This window comes from Mycobacterium sp. RTGN5 (assembly GCF_033804465.1).
Lineage (GTDB): Bacteria > Actinomycetota > Actinomycetes > Mycobacteriales > Mycobacteriaceae > Mycobacterium.
On the sequence record NZ_JAPZLA010000002.1, the window covers coordinates 452,556 to 469,959 of the forward strand.

The window sequence follows — 17,404 nt, forward strand, 5'->3', positions numbered from 1 at the left end:
AAACCGAACTCACCAATGTTAAGCCGCTTCGGCGCGATGGAGTTGCAACCGCATGACAGACCTGGTCATTCGTAAGATCCGCTGGGACTTCGACGCGACCGTGCCGTTCCTGTGGCAACCGGCCAATCCGAACTTCGGCATGTTCTGCAACGTCTTCACCTTCATCGCTGTGCCCTTCGAGCGGTATCTCATCAAGGCGCTCAGTCAGGGACAGGCCAGATTCGACGAGTCACCCGCCATCGCCGCCGAAGCCGACGGATTTCTGCGCCAGGAAGCACAGCACGCCTCGGCGCACCGCAAGCACATGAATGCCCTCATCGCGCAGTACCCGGGTCTGGAGCGGGCCTACGACGACGCGACCCGCTGCTTCGACGATCTCATCGCTGAGCACCCTGTGGAGTTCCATGCGGCCTACGTCGCCAACCTCGAGGCCACCTTCACGCCGTTGTTCAAAGTGATTCTGGACAACCGGGATTCACTGTTCAGCGGATCCGATCCGCGAGTCGCTTCATTGATGGCGTGGCACTTCGTGGAGGAGATCGAACACCGCAGCTCCGGACTCATCCTGTACCGCCACCTCGGCCCGGATCCGTGGTATCGCGTGCGTCATGTCCGGGCGACGTTTCGCCATATCGGCGAGGTCGCCGCCGCGATCGCGCGGACCGTCGACGACGTCATTCCCGTGGCCGACCGGGTGGTGTCGGCGGAGCAACTGATGTCGGTGGCGCTGCTGGTCGACGAGTTCAAGTACCGCGGACCTGGCGGCCGACGGCGATCGGCGCGGCGCAGCGGACCACCCACGATCTTCAGCGCCGTGCCGACCAATCATCTGGCGAAGATGGTGTGGCGTCTCGCGTTGTCGCAGATGCCGAATCACGACCCCGCCCATCAACCGTTGCCCGGGTGGGCCGACACCTGGATGTCGGAGTACGCCCGGGGGACCGATATGACGGCGTTCACCCCGCGATGACTCGCTTACATTCGAGGAAGACATGATCGGATGTGGTGTTACGCTCGTTTACATATCGCATCCAATATGTCACACATGAAAATCTGGTGGTGAAGCTTGGCGCGGAGAAGGCCGACAGTCGCAGTCATCGGCGCGGGGCCCGGTGGTATCGCGATGGGCACGCTGCTCGCCGAGGGCGGCTACGACTTCACGATCTTTGATCGCAGTGCCGGCTTCGGCGGAACATGGCGCAACAACACCTATCCGGGTGCGGCGTGCGACGTCCCATCGCACTTCTACTCGTACTCCTTTGCGCTCAACCCCAGATGGTCCAAGACCTACGCCAACCAGCCCGAGATCCTGGCCTACCTCGAACGCGTGGCCGCCGCGCACCGACTCGGCGACTATTTCATCGGGAATACGAGGGTGACTACGTTGTCGTGGTCGGACACAGCCAACGAGTGGTCGGTGGTCACCGAGAGCGGCTCCGTCTACACCTTCGACGTCGTGGTCAGTGCCGTCGGGATGCTCGATGTCCCCAACATCCCGGACATTCCGGGTAGGGACGTGTTCGGTGGCCGCGTCTTTCACTCGTCGGCATGGGACCACTCGGCATCGACCGCGGGTGAACGCGTCGCATCAATCGGGACCGGCGCCAGCGCGGTCCAGTATGTTCCGGCCATCGCTGCCGCGACCGCCCATCTCACCGTCTTTCAGCGCACCCCGATCTGGGTGTCACCGCGCTTCGACGAACCATTCACCGATGAGCAACAGAACCTGTTCGAAAGCGACCCCGCCGAGGCGCGCAAGCTACGCGATGCTGCTTTCGAGCAGTACGAGGCGGCCGATTTCGCCGCAGCCGGGCAGCAAACCGAATACTCCACCAACCTGGCTCGCGACTATCTGCACCGGAAAATCACTGATCCGGAACTGCGAGCCAAGTTGACACCCAACTATCCCGTGGGATGTAAGCGCCCGCTGCTCTCGCGGGATTGGCTGCCGACATTCACCCTGCCGAACGTCAGCCTGGAGACCACGCCAATCGAAAGCTTCACCGAGCGCGGCCTGCGCACCGTCGACGGAGTCGAGCATCAGGTCGACACGGTGATATACGGCACCGGCTTTCGTGCCGCCGACTACCTCGCGAGCCTGGAGGTCCACGGACGCGGTGGCAACCGCCTGCACGACGACTGGTGCGACGGTGCGGAGGGTTACCTCGGAAGCGTGGTGCCCGGGTATCCGAATCTGTTCACGCTGTATGGCCCTAACACCAACGGTGTCACGTCGATCATCTACATCTTGGAAGCGCAAACGGCCTACATTAGGCGGCTGTTAGACGTCATGGATAAGCACGGGCTTCGCAGCGTTGAGGTCAAGCGCGAGGTGCACGATCGATACAACGCCGAGATCCAGTCGGCGATGGCCGGCACGGTCTGGCTTGCCAACTGCAACAACTACTACCGGCACCCGAACGGCAAGATCGTCACGCAATTTCCGCACAGCGGAAAGGCGTTCGCTGAACTGCTGGCCAACATACAACTCGAAGACTACGAAATTGTCACTGCCGACACGGCTTTGACCACACATTGATCGAGGACGACAGTGCGCGCAATCCACCACACCGCAATCATCACCACCGATATTGACCAGGCAGTGCGATTCTGGCGAGATGGGCTTGGGCTGACGCCAATGCTCGATTACACCTTCACCGGTGACTGGCCGACCCTGTTCGGCGTTGATGCCAGTGCGTTGCGCTCAATCTTCCTTGGAGATCCGGACAACCCCGATGCGGGGATCGTCGAGCTCGTGCAGTTTGTCGATGCCGAGCTGACCTCAGCCGCATCGGATTCCGCTCCGGGTCCGGGATTCTTCCTGGTGTCCCTACAGCGTGATGTCGAACCGACGCTGGCCGCGCTGGCGGGGCACGGATTCACCGACGGGGTGCGCCGGATCTCGATGCCGGCGCCCGGCGGCAAGAGTGTGGCCATGGCCGTGATCACGGCGCCCGACAATGTCCGCGTCGAGCTGATCGGGGACCCCACGTGACCACAGTGGTGACCGGAGGTGCGTCCGGTATCGGTGCGGCAGTGGTGACACGCTTGCGTTCGGCCGGCGACAAGGTCGTGGTGTGGGATGTGGCCGACGGTGAAATCACCTGTGATATCAGCGATCCCGTGTCGGTCACCGACGCCATGAAGCAAACCATTGCAGATGTCGGCGCCCCCGAGCGTTTCATCAGCTGTGCTGGTATCGGAGCGTCGGGACTGCTGCTGGAGCAGAGCCCCGAGGATTGGCGGCGCGTTCTCGACGTCAACCTGACCGGTACGTGGCTCGCGATGCGGGCCGGCGCAGGCGCAATGATCGAGTCGGGGATCGGCGGCTCGATCGTCGCGGTGTCGAGTATCAGCGGGACCCTTTCCGATCGGGACATGGGCGCCTACTGCGTCTCGAAAGCGGGCATTGACATGTTGATTAGAGTGGCCGCCGCCGAATGGGGGGCATTCGGCATCCGAGTCAACGCGATAGGCCCAGGGGTGACCCGCACCCCGATGCTGGCCAAGCCCGAGGGGCTGCCCGGTTGGGTCGAGGGGCTTACCGAGCGCACCGCCCTCGGACGTCTCGGCGAAGCGGACGATGTCGCGGAGGCGATCGTCGCGCTGTCGGAGATGTCCTGGGTGACAGGGCAAACCCTGTTCGCGGATGGTGGGCTTGCCCTGCAGAGCCCGATCGATGCCTATGGACAAGTGCAACGCCTGAACGCCGGGAGGAACCAATGAGCCATGATGTGGTCATTCGCGGAGGAACCGTTTTCGATGGAACGGGAACTCCTGGGCGCAGCGCTGATGTGGCGATCACCGACGGCGTCATCACCGAGGTCGGTGCCGTGACGGAGCGTGGTCGCCGCGAGATCGATGCCGACGGGGCGATCGTCACGCCTGGGTTCGTCGACATCCACACGCACTACGACGGACAGGTGACGTGGGACAACCGCCTGCAGCCGTCTTCGGCGCACGGTGTCACCACCGCGCTGATGGGCAACTGCGGCATGGGATTTGCTCCGGTGCGCCCGTCCGACCATGGGCAACTGATCGAACTGATGGAAGGCGTCGAAGACCTGCCCGGCCCCGTTCTGCACGAGGGTTTGCCGTGGACGTGGCAGAGTTTCGAGGAGTACCTCGACGCCATCGACAGCCTGCCGCACGACATCGACGTGGCGACCCAGGTCACCCACGATCCGCTCCGGCTGTTTGTGATGGGACAACGTGGCGCCGACCGCGAGGCCGCGACAGTCGACGAGATCACCGAGATGGGCCGGTTGGCGGCGGCGGGAATCCGTGCTGGCGCTTTGGGATTCAGTACCTCGCGCACCGAATGGCACAAGACCAGCCGGGGTGAGCAGACACCGTCGGTACGCGCCGAGATCAATGAGCTCGTTGGCATCGCCAAGGCGATCGGCGCGACCGGAGCCGGTGTGTTCCAGGTGGTGTCCGACCTCAAAGGCTTCGACCACGAGTTTGCGGTGATGTTCGAGATGATGCGGGTGTCGGGGCGACCGCTGTCGCTGTCGGTCATGCAGCACGAGCCGGGGGAGAGCTACCGGCAGACGTTGGCCGCCATCGAGCGGGCCAATGCCGAGGGTCTGTCGATGACCGCCGTCGTCGCACCGAGGGCCATCGGCGTCCTCGTCGACTTCCGCGGCACCTACAACCCCTTCGTCCTGTCGCGGTTCTTTCGCACCGGGCCCGATCTCCATGATCCCGAGGTGAAAAGGCGGATCCTCGCCGAAGTTGCCGAACGTGGTGGTCTGCGCGCGCCGTTGCAGGATATCTTCGAACTCGGCGACCCTCCGCAGTACGAGCCGGCACCCGAAACATCCGTCGCGGCAACGGCGCAACGTGAGGGTCGTGATCCTGCCGAGGTGCTGTACGAGATCATGGTCGAAGGGCCGGCTTACATGCCGGTGTTCAATTACCACGGCGGGAACCTCGATGTGGTGCACGAAATGTTGTCGCACCCCAACGCGTTGCCCGGCCTGAGCGACGGTGGAGCGCATGTGTCGACAATCTGCGATGCGAGCTTCTCGACCACGCTGTTGACCCATTGGGGCCGCGATCGCGGGCACAACCAGTTCGACCTTGCCTGGCTCATTCAGCGCCAGTGCCGGGACACGGCTCATCTGGTCGGGCTGGGCGACCGTGGTGTTCTGGCACCCGGATACAAGGCCGACGTCAACGTGATTGACTTCGAAAATCTCACCGCGCGGGCCCCACGGTTGGTCGCCGATCTGCCGGCCGGCGGACAGCGGGTGCTGCAATCCGCTGATGGGTATCTGCACACATTGGTGAGCGGGGTTGAGACCTACACTCGCGGCGAGCCGACCGGTGAGCTGCCGGGTCGGCTGGTCCGGGGAGCTCGCGGGCAATCGTCACTGTGACGAAATGGGCTGTGCCCGTGGGCTTTTCACGGTTCGATATCAGAGCTGGCTGGCCTCGATGACTGCGCTGGTGAACTCTTGCGGGGCCTCCTGGGGAACGTTGTGGCCGATGCCGGGCAGGATGCGATGGGAATACCTGCCCGAGAACTGATTTCGGTACGACGTGCCGTCGGCAGCGGGACCGTCGAAGTCGCTGGCGACGGTGATGGTCGGCACGGTGATAACCGGCCGTGCAAAGAGGCGCTGCTCCAGTGCGTCGTACTGAGGCTCACCGGCAGCCAGGCTCAGACGCCATCGGTAGTTGTGGACGACGATGGCGACGTGGTCGGGGTTGGTGAACGCTTGGGCGGTGCGGTCGTAGGTGGTGTCGTCGAATTTCCACTTCGGTGAGGCGTTCGTCCACATGAGTTTGTTGAAGTCACGGGTGTTTTGGCGGTAGCCCTCGACGCCACGCTCGGTCGCGAAGTAGTACTGGTACCACCATCCGTACTCGGCCGCTGGCGGGAGTGGCTTGAGGTTGGCCTGCAGATTGGTGATCAGGTATCCACTCACGGCCACTAGTGCTGTGCAGCGCTCTGGCCAGAGTGCCGCGATGATCGCCGCTGTGCGTGAGCCCCAGTCGAAGCCGCCGATGATGGCGCTCGGGATGTGCAGCGCATCCATCAGCGCGATGATATCCAGCGCCACGGCCGATTGCTGTCCGTTGCGAAAAGTGGTGGCTGACTTGAACGTGGTTGTGCCATAGCCCCGGAGATACGGCACTATCACCCGATAGCCTTGGGCGGCAAGCGCCGGAGCGACGTCGACGTAGCTGTGGATGTCGTAGGGCCAGCCGTGCAACAGGATGACCGGCTTACCGTCGGGCGGACCGTCTTCGGCGTAACCGATATTCAGCAGGCCGGCATCGACTTGCTTCAGTGAAGCAAAGGTCGTGTGGCTCGTGGACTTTGACGGGGGAGACGGCTTTGGCGACGCGCATGCACTCAGCGACGCGGTCGCCACCGTGATACCCGCGAGTTGGCCAAATGTCCGACGGCTGATCACGGGCCAAGTCTAGGGCGCGTCGGAAGCCTGGGGGCTGCGCGGTACATAAACGTCACAGTGACGAATTGAGGGCGTGGGGCTGATGTCGGTCCGGGACGGAATCTGCTCTGCCTCATGGCGTTTCGATGAGCCGACCGATGGTGAAGGTGTCGCGGGTTGCCGTTCGGCCAAGCTGGGCGAGGGTTGATCGACCGGCGTCATGTCGACTGACTCCGGCGCCACATCGACGACCCGCAGAATCGCGACAACCGGCGAGCGTTGACTGGCGGAGTGCTGTGGCACGGTGGATCGGCCACTTCGCTAACTCGACGGGGGAACGCCAGGGATTCCTGACGTGCATCACCACGGTGGGCTGGGACGGTATAAAAACGTCACAGTGACGAATTGAGGACGTCGGGCTGGATGCTGACAGGAGCGGAATCAGGCCCCTCTCATAGCCTTTCGATGAGCTAGTCAGTTGCGATGGCTGCCGTGGCGTGGCGTGGCGCATCGGCCGTCCGCGAGCGGCTGCCGATGGCCGCGTCAGCGGTGAATCGGTGAGCCCGTCGGCGCGGGGAGGTGGTCGGCGGCACGAAGTGAACCGACTCGGGTGCGGATCGAGTATCCGCAGGTACATGTTTTGCCGATAAGCCACGTACATGTTTTGCCGATAAGCCACATTATGTCAAGTTGGATGGATTGCAGCGCACCCCCGCTGAACTGGCGTTGTGCGCACGGGTATCTCAGGCATGGTGGCTCGCGGGCCAACGATCCATCAGTTCGGTCATGGGTGCGGACGTCTGCGCGCTCGGCCCGAAGTGGATCGTCACCTCGTCGGCCCCCGCCGACTCGTAGGCGTGCAGGCGATCGAGTAGTTCTGCGACGCTCTCGTGGCTGCTTTCTCGCGAGAGCATGATGCCTGCTGAGATCCGGCGCGGTGCGGACAATCGATCCAATTCCTCGCGCTTGGTGCGGAATTCCTGCGGGGTGAGTCCAAAAGCCTGCCAGCGGTCGGCGACGCGCGCTGCGCGGCGGAACGCGGGTCCGGTCATGCCGCCGACCATGACGGGAACCGGCGCGGTCGGCCGGGGCTCGAAGACACCGGCGCCCGACCCGAAGAACCGGCTCTCCGCAGGCGTCTCGCCCCGATGCAACGCCTGAATCAGGTCGATCGTCTCGTCGGTCCGCGCGCCCCGTTCGGAGAACGGCACACCGAGGGCGTCGAACTCGCTCGCGTCCCAGCCGACGCCGACACCGAAGACGACCCGCCCCGGCGCCAACCGCTCCAGTGTGGACAGCTGCTTGGCCAGTAGGACTGGCTCCCGCAGCGGCACGATGATCACCGTCGTTCCCAACGTCACCCGGCTGGTCACCGCGGCCACGTGGGACAGCAGCATCAAGGCCTCGTACACGCCGCCGTAGACGTCGCCGTATGGCTCCGGCGGCAGCAGGTGGTCGGGCACCCAGACACCGGCGTACCCCAGCTCCTCCGCCAGGCTCGCTTGCGTCGCGATCGACCGGGGGTCGACGCCGGCCTCGTCGTTGGACAGAGCGACGCTCAATTTCATTCCGTGACAACTCCGTTCGGAGTGGACGGGCCGCGACGACGTGGGCTGCGCTGATCTGGTCTCATGCGTCGAATGCTAGAGTCTGACATCTATGTCAAGGTCAACCCCTGCGCCACGGTCGGCGTCAACGGCCATCTCCATTGGTGAGCTGTCGGCGAGGTCGGGCGCTTCTCCACGGATGCTCCGCTACTACGAGCAACAGGGCTTACTGAACCCCGTCCGCGCCGACAACGGCTACCGCCGATATTGCTCGGACGCCGTGACCACAGTGGCCCAAATCCGTGGATTGCTCGACGCAGGCCTCCCCACGGACGCCATCCGTCAGATCCTCCCCTGCGCGCACGGGAGCGAGCCGACGATCGACCCGTGCCCCGAGATCCTGAGCGCACTGGCGCACGAGAGGGAACGGCTCGACGAGCGCATCCGGCACCTGTCCGCGAGCCGGGACACGTTGGACCGCTATCTCACCGCCACCCATGCGGCGCTGCACCAAGACTGAACTCGATGGAGACGAATAGGGTGCTGTCCACGTCGAGGACAACAGCGCACGCTGACCACGGGTGGCCAGGCGAAGATTACCGCACGAACAGCCGACGGACGGTGTTCGGCCCGAGACAGCGTTTAGCGCACCGGTGGAGAGATTCCGGTTGGCGTGCAACAGGTTCGGATCTGCGGACAATCCGTCTGTTGTGCTGCTGCACGGCCGGCCCGGGCACCGCTCGCTCATCGATGCCGCCTACCCACAGGGAACGTCCAAAGCGCACTGCACGTACCGGGCCGTAGACTCCGTTGAATGTTGCGGTACGTGTCGACCCTGGTTGCCGGCGTCGCCCCGCTAGTGCTCGTATCGTGCAGCGGCGCTCAGTACGGCACACCGTCACCGAGCCCCATGGCCGCGTCGAGCGCAGTCGTGCAGTCGACCTCCTTGGGGCCGGCCCCAGGGCAGCCATGCCACCTCGTAGCCGTGCGCGACCTCATCGAGTGGCACGAATCCAGCCACCTGCCTAGCGTTGATGGCTCGACGGGTCCACCACCCTCGGCCGTCAAGTTCGGCAACGTTAATCTCGTGGGCTGCAAAGATTCGCTCGACGGGTGGGTGAAAGAGCACTCAAGCACCGAAGCCGACATCGCAGCAGGGTTTCGGGACTGCTACGAAATTGCGTGGGCTGATGACAATCCCGGTTACGACGTTCACGCCTTGCCGGCGCCGCGTTTGAAGAGTGTTCTTTTGCAGGCGGGCAACGACTGCTAGCCGCCAGCTTGGCGCCTCCTCCCCCGACCACCTGCCACCTCAGGTCCGATGACATCGTCAAAGGTGCCGGATACCCATGACCAGGAACACCGCAGCGGCTGTCCACATGATGAGGGTCAGCATCAACCGGTGGTGGATTTTCACCCACGCGTTGACCCGATCGACAAACGCACGGGTGGCATCCGGCGCCACCCGAAGGCAGGCAAGCGGGATCAGCGCGGCCGAGAATTCGCCCAGGTTGAAGACGATCAAGGCAGCCAGCCGCGGTCCAGCTGCCGCGTCCGCGGCGAAGATCGCCGCCATCGTCGCCAGGTAGTGTGCGCCGGGCAACGCGGTACAGAGCGCCAACGTGACCGGCAGCCACACCGAGTCACCTCGCAGCGTGTTCTGAATTCGATCAGGCAGGCGAGCGAACAACGGCACCTGCGCGAGTCCGTCGATGTCTCCCACCTCGGATGCCGGTTCCGGCGACTTGCCGAACGTGGCCATCAGCCAGCCGCTCAGCGCGGCGATCAAGCCGACGGTGAAGAGGATTCCCGCGACAACGATTTCCGCCTGTCCGGGGATGGTGCGCTGCGTTCCCAACAGCGCTCGACCGCCGGCCAGAACGGCCTCGCCGATAACGATATTGAGCGTGAAACCCACCGCGAAGTAGATGGCAAGCGGCCTCACCGGGCTCGGCCGCGTCAGCAGGAATGCGCCCACGCCGACCCGCAATGGATCGATCGTCCCCACTAATCCCATCAGCAGAACGGTGCTCCACACGGGTTACCCACCTCCTGCCCGCTTGAGCTTGCTGTGGTCGGACCCCGGCGAAGAACCTTAACGCGCGATCCCCCTGCTCCTGCCGTGCCGTGGTATGTCCGAGTCGTACGAGAAGGTTACGGGCGGCTTGCGGTCATGCGCGCACGTGAGTGCGGCTCGCGCGACATCGAGCAGTTGTTCACCGCGACGCTCACCAGGGTGGACACTATGACGTGGCCCTTTCTGCAACAGTGTTCAAAGTCGAACTTGGCGTCTCTGATGTCGATCACGGTTACTACGCCGATCACACGCTGACCGTGGCCCGTCATCCCAGTGAGACCGATGAGCGGATGGTGGTGCGGTTGTTGGCGTTTGGGCTGCGCGCACACCGGCTCAGCGGCGTCGACGGCGAGTTGGCGTTCGGGGCGGGCCTGTCCACCCCTGGTGTACCGGACTTGCGGCTCACGGACTACACGGGCCGGATCCTGGAGTGGATCAACGTTGGCCAGCCTGACGAACGCGCTTTGGGCAAGGCGGCCAGCCAGGCCGACCAGGTGCTGCTGTTCCCGTTCGCCGCCGGCGTGGCCACCTGGTGGCGCACCGTGGGTCCGAAAGTGGCGGGACTGCCGAACCTGTCGGTGTTGCAGATACCGCACGCACCGGTGCAGCAACTGGCGCAGACTGTCGATCGACGGGTCTCCGCACAGGTGATGGTGATGGAAGGTCAGGTCACGATGACCGTGGGCGAAGTCGACGTCACCTTCACGCCCGAGCCGTTGGAGTGAACGTCTGAGCCTGAGATGGCCGACCCCTCCCCTCTCACTACATGGCGGACTGGGGGCTTGCGGGAAGGCCCCGTATCGGCGGCACAATCGTCCGGCCATGAACTTCGACGGACGGAGGACGGTCGTGACGAGCACGCCAACACCATGGAGGGATGATGCCGGAATTGAGCCCCGTCGCCGAATTCGACTTCATCATTGTGGGAGCAGGCAGTGCGGGCTGCCTGCTCGCCAACCGGCTCAGCGCCAACCCTGATCACCGGGTGCTCCTGATTGAGGCAGGCGGAAAAGACAACTACTTCTGGATCAAGATCCCGGTGGGCTACCTGTACACAATTGCCAACCCCCGCACCGACTGGTGCTTCGCGACCGAGGCCGACCCCGGTCTGGCCGACCGCAGCATTCACTACGCGCGGGGCCGCGTGATCGGCGGCAGCTCGTCGATCAACGCCATGATCCATATGCGCGGACAAGCCAGCGATTACGAACTGTGGGCGAAGGCCACCGGTGACGATCGCTGGCTTTGGGATGGCCCGGACGGTGCCGGCCAGACTCTGTCGATCTATAGGGAGTTGGAAGACTACTTCGGCGGAGCCGACGAGTGGCACGGTGTCGGTGGTGAGATCGCTGTCGAGCGACCACGGGTGCGCTGGAAGATCTTGGACGCCTGGCAGGCCGCCGCTGCCCAGGTGGGCATTGCCCCGATCGACGAGTTCAACCGCGGAGACAATTCCGGCAGTGCGTACTTTCATGTCAACCAACGGCGCGGCCGTCGCTGGTCGATGGCGGATGCTTTCCTGCATCCCGTCGCCCACCGACCCAATCTCACCGTCTACACCCACACCCAGGCATTGCAGCTGCTGATGGACGACCAGGTCCACGAAGATCAGCGTCACGGTGCCTGGATCACAGCTCAGCGCCGCGCCACCGGTGTGCGGCTGCTCAAAGATGGCCAGATCTTCGACGTCCAGGCCCGCCGAGAGGTGATCCTGAGCGCCGGAGCGATTGGGTCACCACAGCTCATGCAGGCCTCGGGTCTGGGCCCGGCCGGGCTACTCACCCAGCATCAGGTGCCGGTGGTCGTCGATCTGCCGGGAGTGGGTGAAAACCTGCAGGACCATCTGCAGCTGCGAACGGTCTACCGGGTGCGGGGCGCCCGGACCGTCAACACGCTGTACCGCAATTGGATCACCCGTGCAGGCATGGGACTGCAGTACCTGCTGCTGCGCTCAGGACCCATGACCATGCCGCCCTCCACGCTGGGCGCTTTCGCCAAAAGTGATCCCGCACTGGCCAGTCCCGATTTGGAGTGGCATGTGCAGCCCTTGTCGTTGGCCAAGTTTGGCGAACCGCTGCATCCTTTCGGAGCGATCACTCCCTCAGTCTGCAATCTGCGCCCCAGCTCGCGGGGTCATGTGCGCATCGCCAGCGCGGATCCGTTGACCTACCCGAAGATCCTCTGCAATTACCTGTCCACTGACGCCGATCGTGACGCCGCCGTGTTCGGCCTCCGGATGACCCGGCAGATCATGGCGGCGCCGTCCCTGGCCCGCTACTGCCCAGAAGAGTTGCTTCCTGGCGCGCAACTGGTGAGCGACGAAGACTTGCAGAACGCGGCAAGTGAACTCGGTACGACCATCTTTCATCCGGTGGGCACCTGCGCGATGGGAGCCTTCGATACACACGGCCTGCCGGGGTCGGCCGCCACGGTGCTCGACACCGACTGTCGCGTGTACCGCGTCGCCGGGCTTCGAGTGGCTGACGCGTCGGCGATGCCCACCATCACCTCCGGGAACACCAACGCGCCGGTCATGCTGATCGCCGAACGCGCGGCGCGGGCGATCCTGGGATGAGGCGGTCGGAGACCGGTCAACAGATGCGCGGGAGCTGCTCCCCGAGTTCTCGATCGATGACGCGGGTTGTGCCGAATGGCGTGTTGGTCACGGCCATACCGGGGTGCTCGGCGACGACGCGGCCGATGACCGTCGCGTTCGCCCCCTCTGGCCGAGCCCGCATAGCGGCGAGCACCGCAGCACTGTGCAACGGATCGACGAAGGCCACCATCTTGCCCTCGTTTGCGACCTGAAGGGGATCCAGCCCCAGAAACGAGCACGCCGACGAAACCGTCTCCGGCACCGGTATTTTCACCTCATCTAGTTCCACCCCGACCGATGCGGCTCTCGCGATCTCGACGACCGAGGCGACCAATCCGCCCCGCGTCGGGTCGCGCAGCGCATGCACCGCGCCGGGTGCGCCCGATGCCGCGCAGGCGGCCAGCATCGCCGCGACGAGTCGGTGCAGTGGCGCGCTGTCGGTGGTGACGACGGTGCCGAAGTCGATGCCTTCACGCACGCTCATGATCGCCACACCGTGCTCGCCAAGGTTTCCAGACACGATGATGTGGTCACCCGGGCGCGCCTTCTCGGGCCCGATGTCGACACCCGGTGGCACGACGCCGACACCAGCGGTGTTGACGAAAAGCAAGTCGGCACTGCCCTTCCCGACGACCTTGGTGTCCCCCGTGACGATCGCGACGCCGGCGTTCGACGCAGCCTTGCCCATGGTCTGCGCGACGGCTCCTAGCACCTCGAGCTCGAGCCCCTCCTCGAGGATGAAACCCGCAGTGAGCCCGAGCGGCTGGGCACCGCTGCACGCCAGGTCGTTGATCGTGCCATTGACGGCGAGGTCGCCGATGTTCCCGCCGGGAAAGAACAACGGCTGCACGACATAGGAATCGGTGGTCACCGCGATCCGGCCGGCAGGGACATCCAACAGCGCCGAATCGCGTCCCGCGCCAGCCATCGAGCCAAAGGCGGGCAGGAACAGGTTTTCGATCAGCTCTTCGGAAAGCACACCCCCGCCGCCATGCCCGAGCACGATGCGCTTGGTCTCCCGCAGTGGCAGCGGGCACACCCAGTCCGCCGGGTCGATCGTCACGGGCGACTCAGGCATGTGCCGGTGCCTCCAACCGACGGAACTGGTAATACGCCGCGCACGCGCCCTCACTGGATACCATCGTCGCGCCCAGCGGAGTGCGTGGCGTGCAGGACTTTCCGAACGCCGGGCACTCGTTGGGCTTGAGCAATCCCTGGAGGACCTCGCCGCTGTGGCATTCGGCGGACTCCTCGACCTGCAGGTGCCCGACGCCGAACTCACGTTCCGCGTCGAACGCCGCATACCGGGGTGAGAGCGTCCAGCCCGATTTCGGGATCATCCCGATACCGCGCCAGGGCCGGTCGGTCACGACGAAAACGTCGTCCAGGGTCTGCTGCGCGACCACGTTGCCCGCGTCGTTGACCGCACGTGGATACGCGTTGCGCAGTTCGGCCTTACCATCCTCGAGCAGGTCGACTAGTTGGCGCACTCCTTCGAGCAGATCCAGCGGCTCGAAGCCCGACACCACGATCGGCACGCCGTACTCCTGCACCAGCGGACCGTATGCCGAGGTCCCCATCACCGTGCACACGTGGCCGGCGCCGAGGAAACCCTGCACGCGGTTGGTCGGCGAACTCAGGATCGCCGTCATGGCGGGCGGTACGAGCACGTGGGAGACCAGAAGGTAGAAGTTCGTCAGGCCGAGTCGCTGCGCGTGGACAACCGACATCGCGTTCGCCGGTGCGGTGGTCTCGAAGCCGACGCCGAAGAACACCACTTTCTTGTCCGGGTTGTCGGCGGCAATCCTGGTGGCGTCCAACGGCGAATAGACGATGCGCACATCACCGCCGCGCGCCCGCACGCTGAACAAGTCCTGATGGCTGCCGGGCACCCGGAGCATGTCCCCGAACGAGCAGAAGATCACGTCGTCGCGGCCCGCGATCTCCAGTGCCCGGTCGATCATCTCCAACGGTGTGACACAGACGGGGCAGCCGGGCCCGTGGATGAATTCAACGGCATCGCCGAGCAGCTGATCGATGCCGTTGCGAATGATCGAATGCGTTTGTCCACCACAAACTTCCATGATTGTCCAGGTCCGGGTGGCGCGGCGTTTGATCTGCTCGACCAATGTCCGTGCGGCCACCGGGTCGCGGAATTCGTCCAGATACTTCATGCCGGATCCCTCCTACTCTGTCCGTCTGCACCAGCGAGTTCCTCCTGGAGCACCCCCAGGTCCTCAAACATCTTGAGCGTCGCGTTGGCGGATGCCTCGTCGAGGCGGGTGATTGCGAAACCCGCGTGCACAATCGCGTATTCGCCGATCCGCATGTCCGGCAGATAGGCCAGGCACACTGTTTTCGTGGTGCCGCCGAAGTCGACGGTCGACATTCGGGTACCGGCCTCTTCCCAGATGTCGATCACCTTGCCGGGGATTCCTAGACACATCCGCTGATTCCTTTCTGCCGTGAGCTCGATGTCGCCGCGATAACGGCCTGCCCCAACGCCAACCCACCGTCGTTGCACGGCAGGACGGCATGCGTCAGCACCTCGAACCCGTTGCGGGTCAATGCCTTCCCGAGGCCGTCGAGCAGCAGGCGGTTGACGAACACACCGCCGGTCAGCCCGACGGTGCCGATATCGGCCCGCCCGGCGCACTCGGTCACCGCCGTGACCGTCGCCCGGATCACCGCGTCGTGGAAGCCGGCGGCGAGATCGGCCACCTCGACTCCCCCGCGCAGACCGTCGACGAGGCCTGCGATGACCGGGGCCGGGTCGAGCACACCGGCTTCCACCCCGAAGTCCAATCCCATGGGCCGGCCGCCGCGGGCCACCTGTTCGAGTTCCACGGCCGCTTGACCCTCATAAGTCACCACCTGGCAGACGCCGATCAGGCTGGCCACCGCGTCGAATAGTCGTCCCATGCTGCTCGTCGACACGCATCCAATGCCTCGCGGAAGCTGTTGGCGGAGAATGTGGATGCCGGTATCGCCGACCGCGTTCACCGCGGGCAACCGGTCATCCCAGTCGATCCCGGCGCGGTTGAGCAGGTCCAGTGTTATCCGCGCGGGATGTCGAGTGGCAGCGTCGCCGCCGGGTAACGCGAATGGTTTCACGTGTCCGACCCTGGTGAACGCCGACGGCTCTGAGATCGCGAGAAGCTCACCACCCCAAATGGTTCCGTCGGTGCCATAACCTGTGCCGTCGTAGGCGACGGCCACGATCGGCGTACCGAGGCGGTCGTGCTCGGCCAGCAGCGATACTGCATGGGCGTGGTGATGCTGCACCCGCACGGTTGGACGTCGCTGTCGCAGGGCCCACTTCGTGGTCGCATAGGACGGATGCAGGTCGCAGGCGATCAGATCGGGCCGACGGTCGGTCATGAACGCCAGATGCCGGTAGGCCGATTCGAAGCAGGACTGGGTGCGCGGATTGGCCATGTCGCCGAGGTGGGACGACAGATGTGCGCGACCGTCGGCGGACATCAGGCAGAAGGTGGTCTTGAGGTCTCCCCCGGTCGCCAGCACCACCGCCGGCGACCGGACGCCGCGTACCGTCACGGGCAGCGGCGCGTAGCCACGCGAACGTCGAACCGGGGCCACCGAACCGTCGGCTGCCAACGTCACCACGGAGTCCTCGCACGGCACGTGAATCGGGCGGTCGTGGGTGAGAACGCCGTCGGCCAGCCCATCGATCCAGCGGATATCGCTGTCGCGGTACACGATCGGCGACCCGCCAACATTGGCCGAGGTCATCACCAGCGGGCAGGGACCGAGTCGGTCGAACAGCAGGTGGTGCACCGGCGAATAGGCCAGCATCAGCCCGATATCACGCAACCCGGGTGCGACGGCCGCCAGCACCGCCCCGTCGCGTCCCGGCAGCAGCACGATCGGCGCGGAAGGCGACGACAACTGCTGCCCCGCAGCAGCATTGACCATCGCGAAGTGTCTGCCCGCCGCAAGGTCGGCGACCATCACCGCGAACGGCTTGGCGGGCCGATTCTTTCGCCTGCGCAGCATCGCGACGGCGTCCGCATCGTCGGCGCGGCAGGCCAGGTGATAGCCGCCGATACCCTTGACAGCGACGATCAGGCCGCCATCGAGGGCCGCCGCGGCGGCGGCCAGCGGATCACCCGCGCCTGGCCCCGACCACGACAGCGTCGGACCGCAGTCGTGGCAGGCGATGGTCTGGGCGTGGAACCGGCGGTCGGCGGGGTCGCGGTACTCGGCGGCGCAGGTTGCGCACATGTCGAATTTCGCCATCGTCGTGGTCGGCCGGTCATACGGCAGGTCGGTGATCACCGTGTAACGCGGCCCGCAGTTAGTGCAGGTGATGAAGGGGTGGCCGTAGCGGCGGTCGCCGGGTGCGCGTAGCTCGCGCAGGCAGTCGGCGCAGATCGCGATATCGGGCGGCACCAGCGTGCGCAGCTGCTCGCCGGGGTCGCGGCGGCTGTCGACGATCGCGAAGCCCGGCTCCCCGTTCGGCGCGATTGTCGTCACGGTGACGTCGTCGATACGCGCCATCGGCGGCGGACGGCGGCGGATCGCGGTCACGACGGCATCGACCGCTTCAGCTGCGCCTTCCAACTCGCAGTGCACCGAACCTGCGTCGTTGTAGACGAATCCGTGTACGCCGTGCTCGATCGCCGCGCGGGCGACGGCGGGCCGGAACCCGACGCCCTGCACGACGCCGGTGATGGCGAGCCGTAGTCGCACGCTCGCCGCAGATACGCTCGGACTGCTCCTCATGAACCTCCTGAGCAGCGTTGACCGCCTGCGT

General features: G+C 65.0%; 16 protein-coding genes. 9 read left to right on the plus strand and 7 right to left on the minus strand.

Translation table 11 applies throughout. The annotated features are described in order from the left end of the window. The first annotated feature begins 52 nt into the window (after positions 1 to 52). The 5 genes from SLQ31_RS14785 (at position 53) to SLQ31_RS14805 (ending at position 5,384) form a co-directional block, all read left to right on the plus strand. Positions 53 to 970: a metal-dependent hydrolase gene (locus SLQ31_RS14785; RefSeq protein ID WP_319433825.1), complete on the plus strand. Its 918-nt coding sequence runs from the start codon at positions 53 to 55 to the stop codon at positions 968 to 970. A gap of 96 nt (positions 971 to 1,066) precedes the next feature. Continuing rightward, positions 1,067 to 2,539, plus strand: a complete 1,473-nt coding sequence (locus tag SLQ31_RS14790; RefSeq protein WP_319433827.1) for an NAD(P)/FAD-dependent oxidoreductase — start codon at positions 1,067 to 1,069, stop codon at positions 2,537 to 2,539. 12 nt (positions 2,540 to 2,551) lie between these two features. Then, entirely contained in the window at positions 2,552 to 2,995 is a 444-nt protein-coding gene (locus tag SLQ31_RS14795; protein ID WP_319433829.1) for a VOC family protein, read from the plus strand. A gap of 8 nt (positions 2,996 to 3,003) precedes the next feature. Then, positions 3,004 to 3,726 (plus strand): SDR family oxidoreductase, encoded by a 723-nt coding sequence (locus SLQ31_RS14800; protein ID WP_319434664.1) that lies wholly within the window; start codon positions 3,004 to 3,006, stop codon positions 3,724 to 3,726. Then, on the plus strand, positions 3,723 to 5,384 hold the full coding sequence (locus SLQ31_RS14805; protein WP_319433831.1) for an N-acyl-D-amino-acid deacylase family protein: 1,662 nt from the start codon (positions 3,723 to 3,725) through the stop codon (positions 5,382 to 5,384). The genes SLQ31_RS14800 and SLQ31_RS14805 overlap by 4 nt, the downstream gene beginning before the upstream one ends. A gap of 39 nt (positions 5,385 to 5,423) precedes the next feature. On the opposite strand, the gene SLQ31_RS14810 is transcribed toward SLQ31_RS14805, so the two are convergent. Both SLQ31_RS14810 and SLQ31_RS14815 read right to left on the minus strand, forming a co-directional pair. After that, a complete protein-coding gene (locus tag SLQ31_RS14810; RefSeq protein ID WP_413642300.1) occupies positions 5,424 to 6,371 on the minus strand; it encodes an alpha/beta fold hydrolase in 948 nt (315 codons plus the stop codon). A 779-nt stretch (positions 6,372 to 7,150) separates the two neighbouring features. Then, entirely contained in the window at positions 7,151 to 7,975 is an 825-nt protein-coding gene (locus SLQ31_RS14815; protein WP_319433834.1) for a TIGR03619 family F420-dependent LLM class oxidoreductase, read from the minus strand. Positions 7,976 to 8,066: 91 nt separating this feature from the next. On the opposite strand from SLQ31_RS14815, the gene SLQ31_RS14820 reads away from it, so the two are divergent. Then, positions 8,067 to 8,474, plus strand: coding sequence for a MerR family transcriptional regulator (locus SLQ31_RS14820; RefSeq protein WP_319433835.1), 408 nt, complete (start codon positions 8,067 to 8,069; stop codon positions 8,472 to 8,474). A gap of 465 nt (positions 8,475 to 8,939) precedes the next feature. Further along, positions 8,940 to 9,227, plus strand: a complete 288-nt coding sequence (locus tag SLQ31_RS14825; protein ID WP_319433836.1) for a hypothetical protein — start codon at positions 8,940 to 8,942, stop codon at positions 9,225 to 9,227. Positions 9,228 to 9,284: 57 nt separating this feature from the next. Here SLQ31_RS14825 and SLQ31_RS14830 read toward each other — a convergent pair whose 3' ends face one another. Next, a complete protein-coding gene (locus tag SLQ31_RS14830; protein WP_319433838.1) occupies positions 9,285 to 9,992 on the minus strand; it encodes a GAP family protein in 708 nt (235 codons plus the stop codon). 212 nt (positions 9,993 to 10,204) lie between these two features. Between SLQ31_RS14830 and SLQ31_RS14835 the strand changes: the two genes are divergently transcribed. Together SLQ31_RS14835 and SLQ31_RS14840 are read left to right on the plus strand one after the other, a co-directional pair. Further along, positions 10,205 to 10,756, plus strand: a complete 552-nt coding sequence (locus tag SLQ31_RS14835) for a YaeQ family protein (RefSeq protein ID WP_319433840.1) — start codon at positions 10,205 to 10,207, stop codon at positions 10,754 to 10,756. A 155-nt stretch (positions 10,757 to 10,911) separates the two neighbouring features. Beyond that, a complete protein-coding gene (locus tag SLQ31_RS14840) occupies positions 10,912 to 12,606 on the plus strand; it encodes a GMC family oxidoreductase (RefSeq protein WP_319433842.1) in 1,695 nt (564 codons plus the stop codon). 16 nt (positions 12,607 to 12,622) lie between these two features. Here SLQ31_RS14840 and hypE read toward each other — a convergent pair whose 3' ends face one another. Genes hypE through hypF form a run of 4 tightly spaced genes read right to left on the minus strand, consistent with a single transcriptional unit; the run spans position 12,623 to position 17,373 of the window. Beyond that, positions 12,623 to 13,705 carry a hydrogenase expression/formation protein HypE gene (gene hypE, locus SLQ31_RS14845; protein WP_319433844.1) on the minus strand — a complete coding sequence of 361 codons (1,083 nt, stop codon included), beginning with the start codon at positions 13,703 to 13,705 and terminating at the stop codon, positions 12,623 to 12,625. Continuing rightward, the gene (hypD, locus tag SLQ31_RS14850) at positions 13,698 to 14,801 is read right to left on the minus strand and encodes a hydrogenase formation protein HypD (RefSeq protein WP_319433846.1); all 1,104 of its coding nucleotides are present in this window, start codon (positions 14,799 to 14,801) and stop codon (positions 13,698 to 13,700) included. Before hypD ends, hypE begins: the two co-directional genes overlap by 8 nt. Further along, positions 14,798 to 15,073 (minus strand): HypC/HybG/HupF family hydrogenase formation chaperone, encoded by a 276-nt coding sequence (locus SLQ31_RS14855; RefSeq protein WP_319433848.1) that lies wholly within the window; start codon positions 15,071 to 15,073, stop codon positions 14,798 to 14,800. The genes hypD and SLQ31_RS14855 overlap by 4 nt, the downstream gene beginning before the upstream one ends. Beyond that, positions 15,064 to 17,373 (minus strand): carbamoyltransferase HypF, encoded by a 2,310-nt coding sequence (hypF, locus tag SLQ31_RS14860; protein ID WP_319433850.1) that lies wholly within the window; start codon positions 17,371 to 17,373, stop codon positions 15,064 to 15,066. Before hypF ends, SLQ31_RS14855 begins: the two co-directional genes overlap by 10 nt. Positions 17,374 to 17,404: the final 31 nt, after the last annotated feature.

Excerpts from the sequence above, each read along its gene's own strand:
- SLQ31_RS14815 (WP_319433834.1), bottom strand. The coding sequence starts at position 7,975 with ATGAAATTGAGCGTCGCTCTGTCCAACGACGAGGCCGGCGTCGACCCC.
- SLQ31_RS14805 (WP_319433831.1), top strand. The coding sequence starts at position 3,723 with ATGAGCCATGATGTGGTCATTCGCGGAGGAACCGTTTTCGATGGAACG.
- SLQ31_RS14820 (WP_319433835.1), top strand. The coding sequence starts at position 8,067 with ATGTCAAGGTCAACCCCTGCGCCACGGTCGGCGTCAACGGCCATCTCC.
- SLQ31_RS14785 (WP_319433825.1), top strand. The coding sequence starts at position 53 with ATGACAGACCTGGTCATTCGTAAGATCCGCTGGGACTTCGACGCGACC.
- hypD (WP_319433846.1), bottom strand. The coding sequence starts at position 14,801 with ATGAAGTATCTGGACGAATTCCGCGACCCGGTGGCCGCACGGACATTG.
- hypE (WP_319433844.1), bottom strand. The coding sequence starts at position 13,705 with ATGCCTGAGTCGCCCGTGACGATCGACCCGGCGGACTGGGTGTGCCCG.
- SLQ31_RS14840 (WP_319433842.1), top strand. The coding sequence starts at position 10,912 with ATGCCGGAATTGAGCCCCGTCGCCGAATTCGACTTCATCATTGTGGGA.
- SLQ31_RS14855 (WP_319433848.1), bottom strand. The coding sequence starts at position 15,073 with ATGTGTCTAGGAATCCCCGGCAAGGTGATCGACATCTGGGAAGAGGCC.
- hypF (WP_319433850.1), bottom strand. The coding sequence starts at position 17,373 with ATGAGGAGCAGTCCGAGCGTATCTGCGGCGAGCGTGCGACTACGGCTC.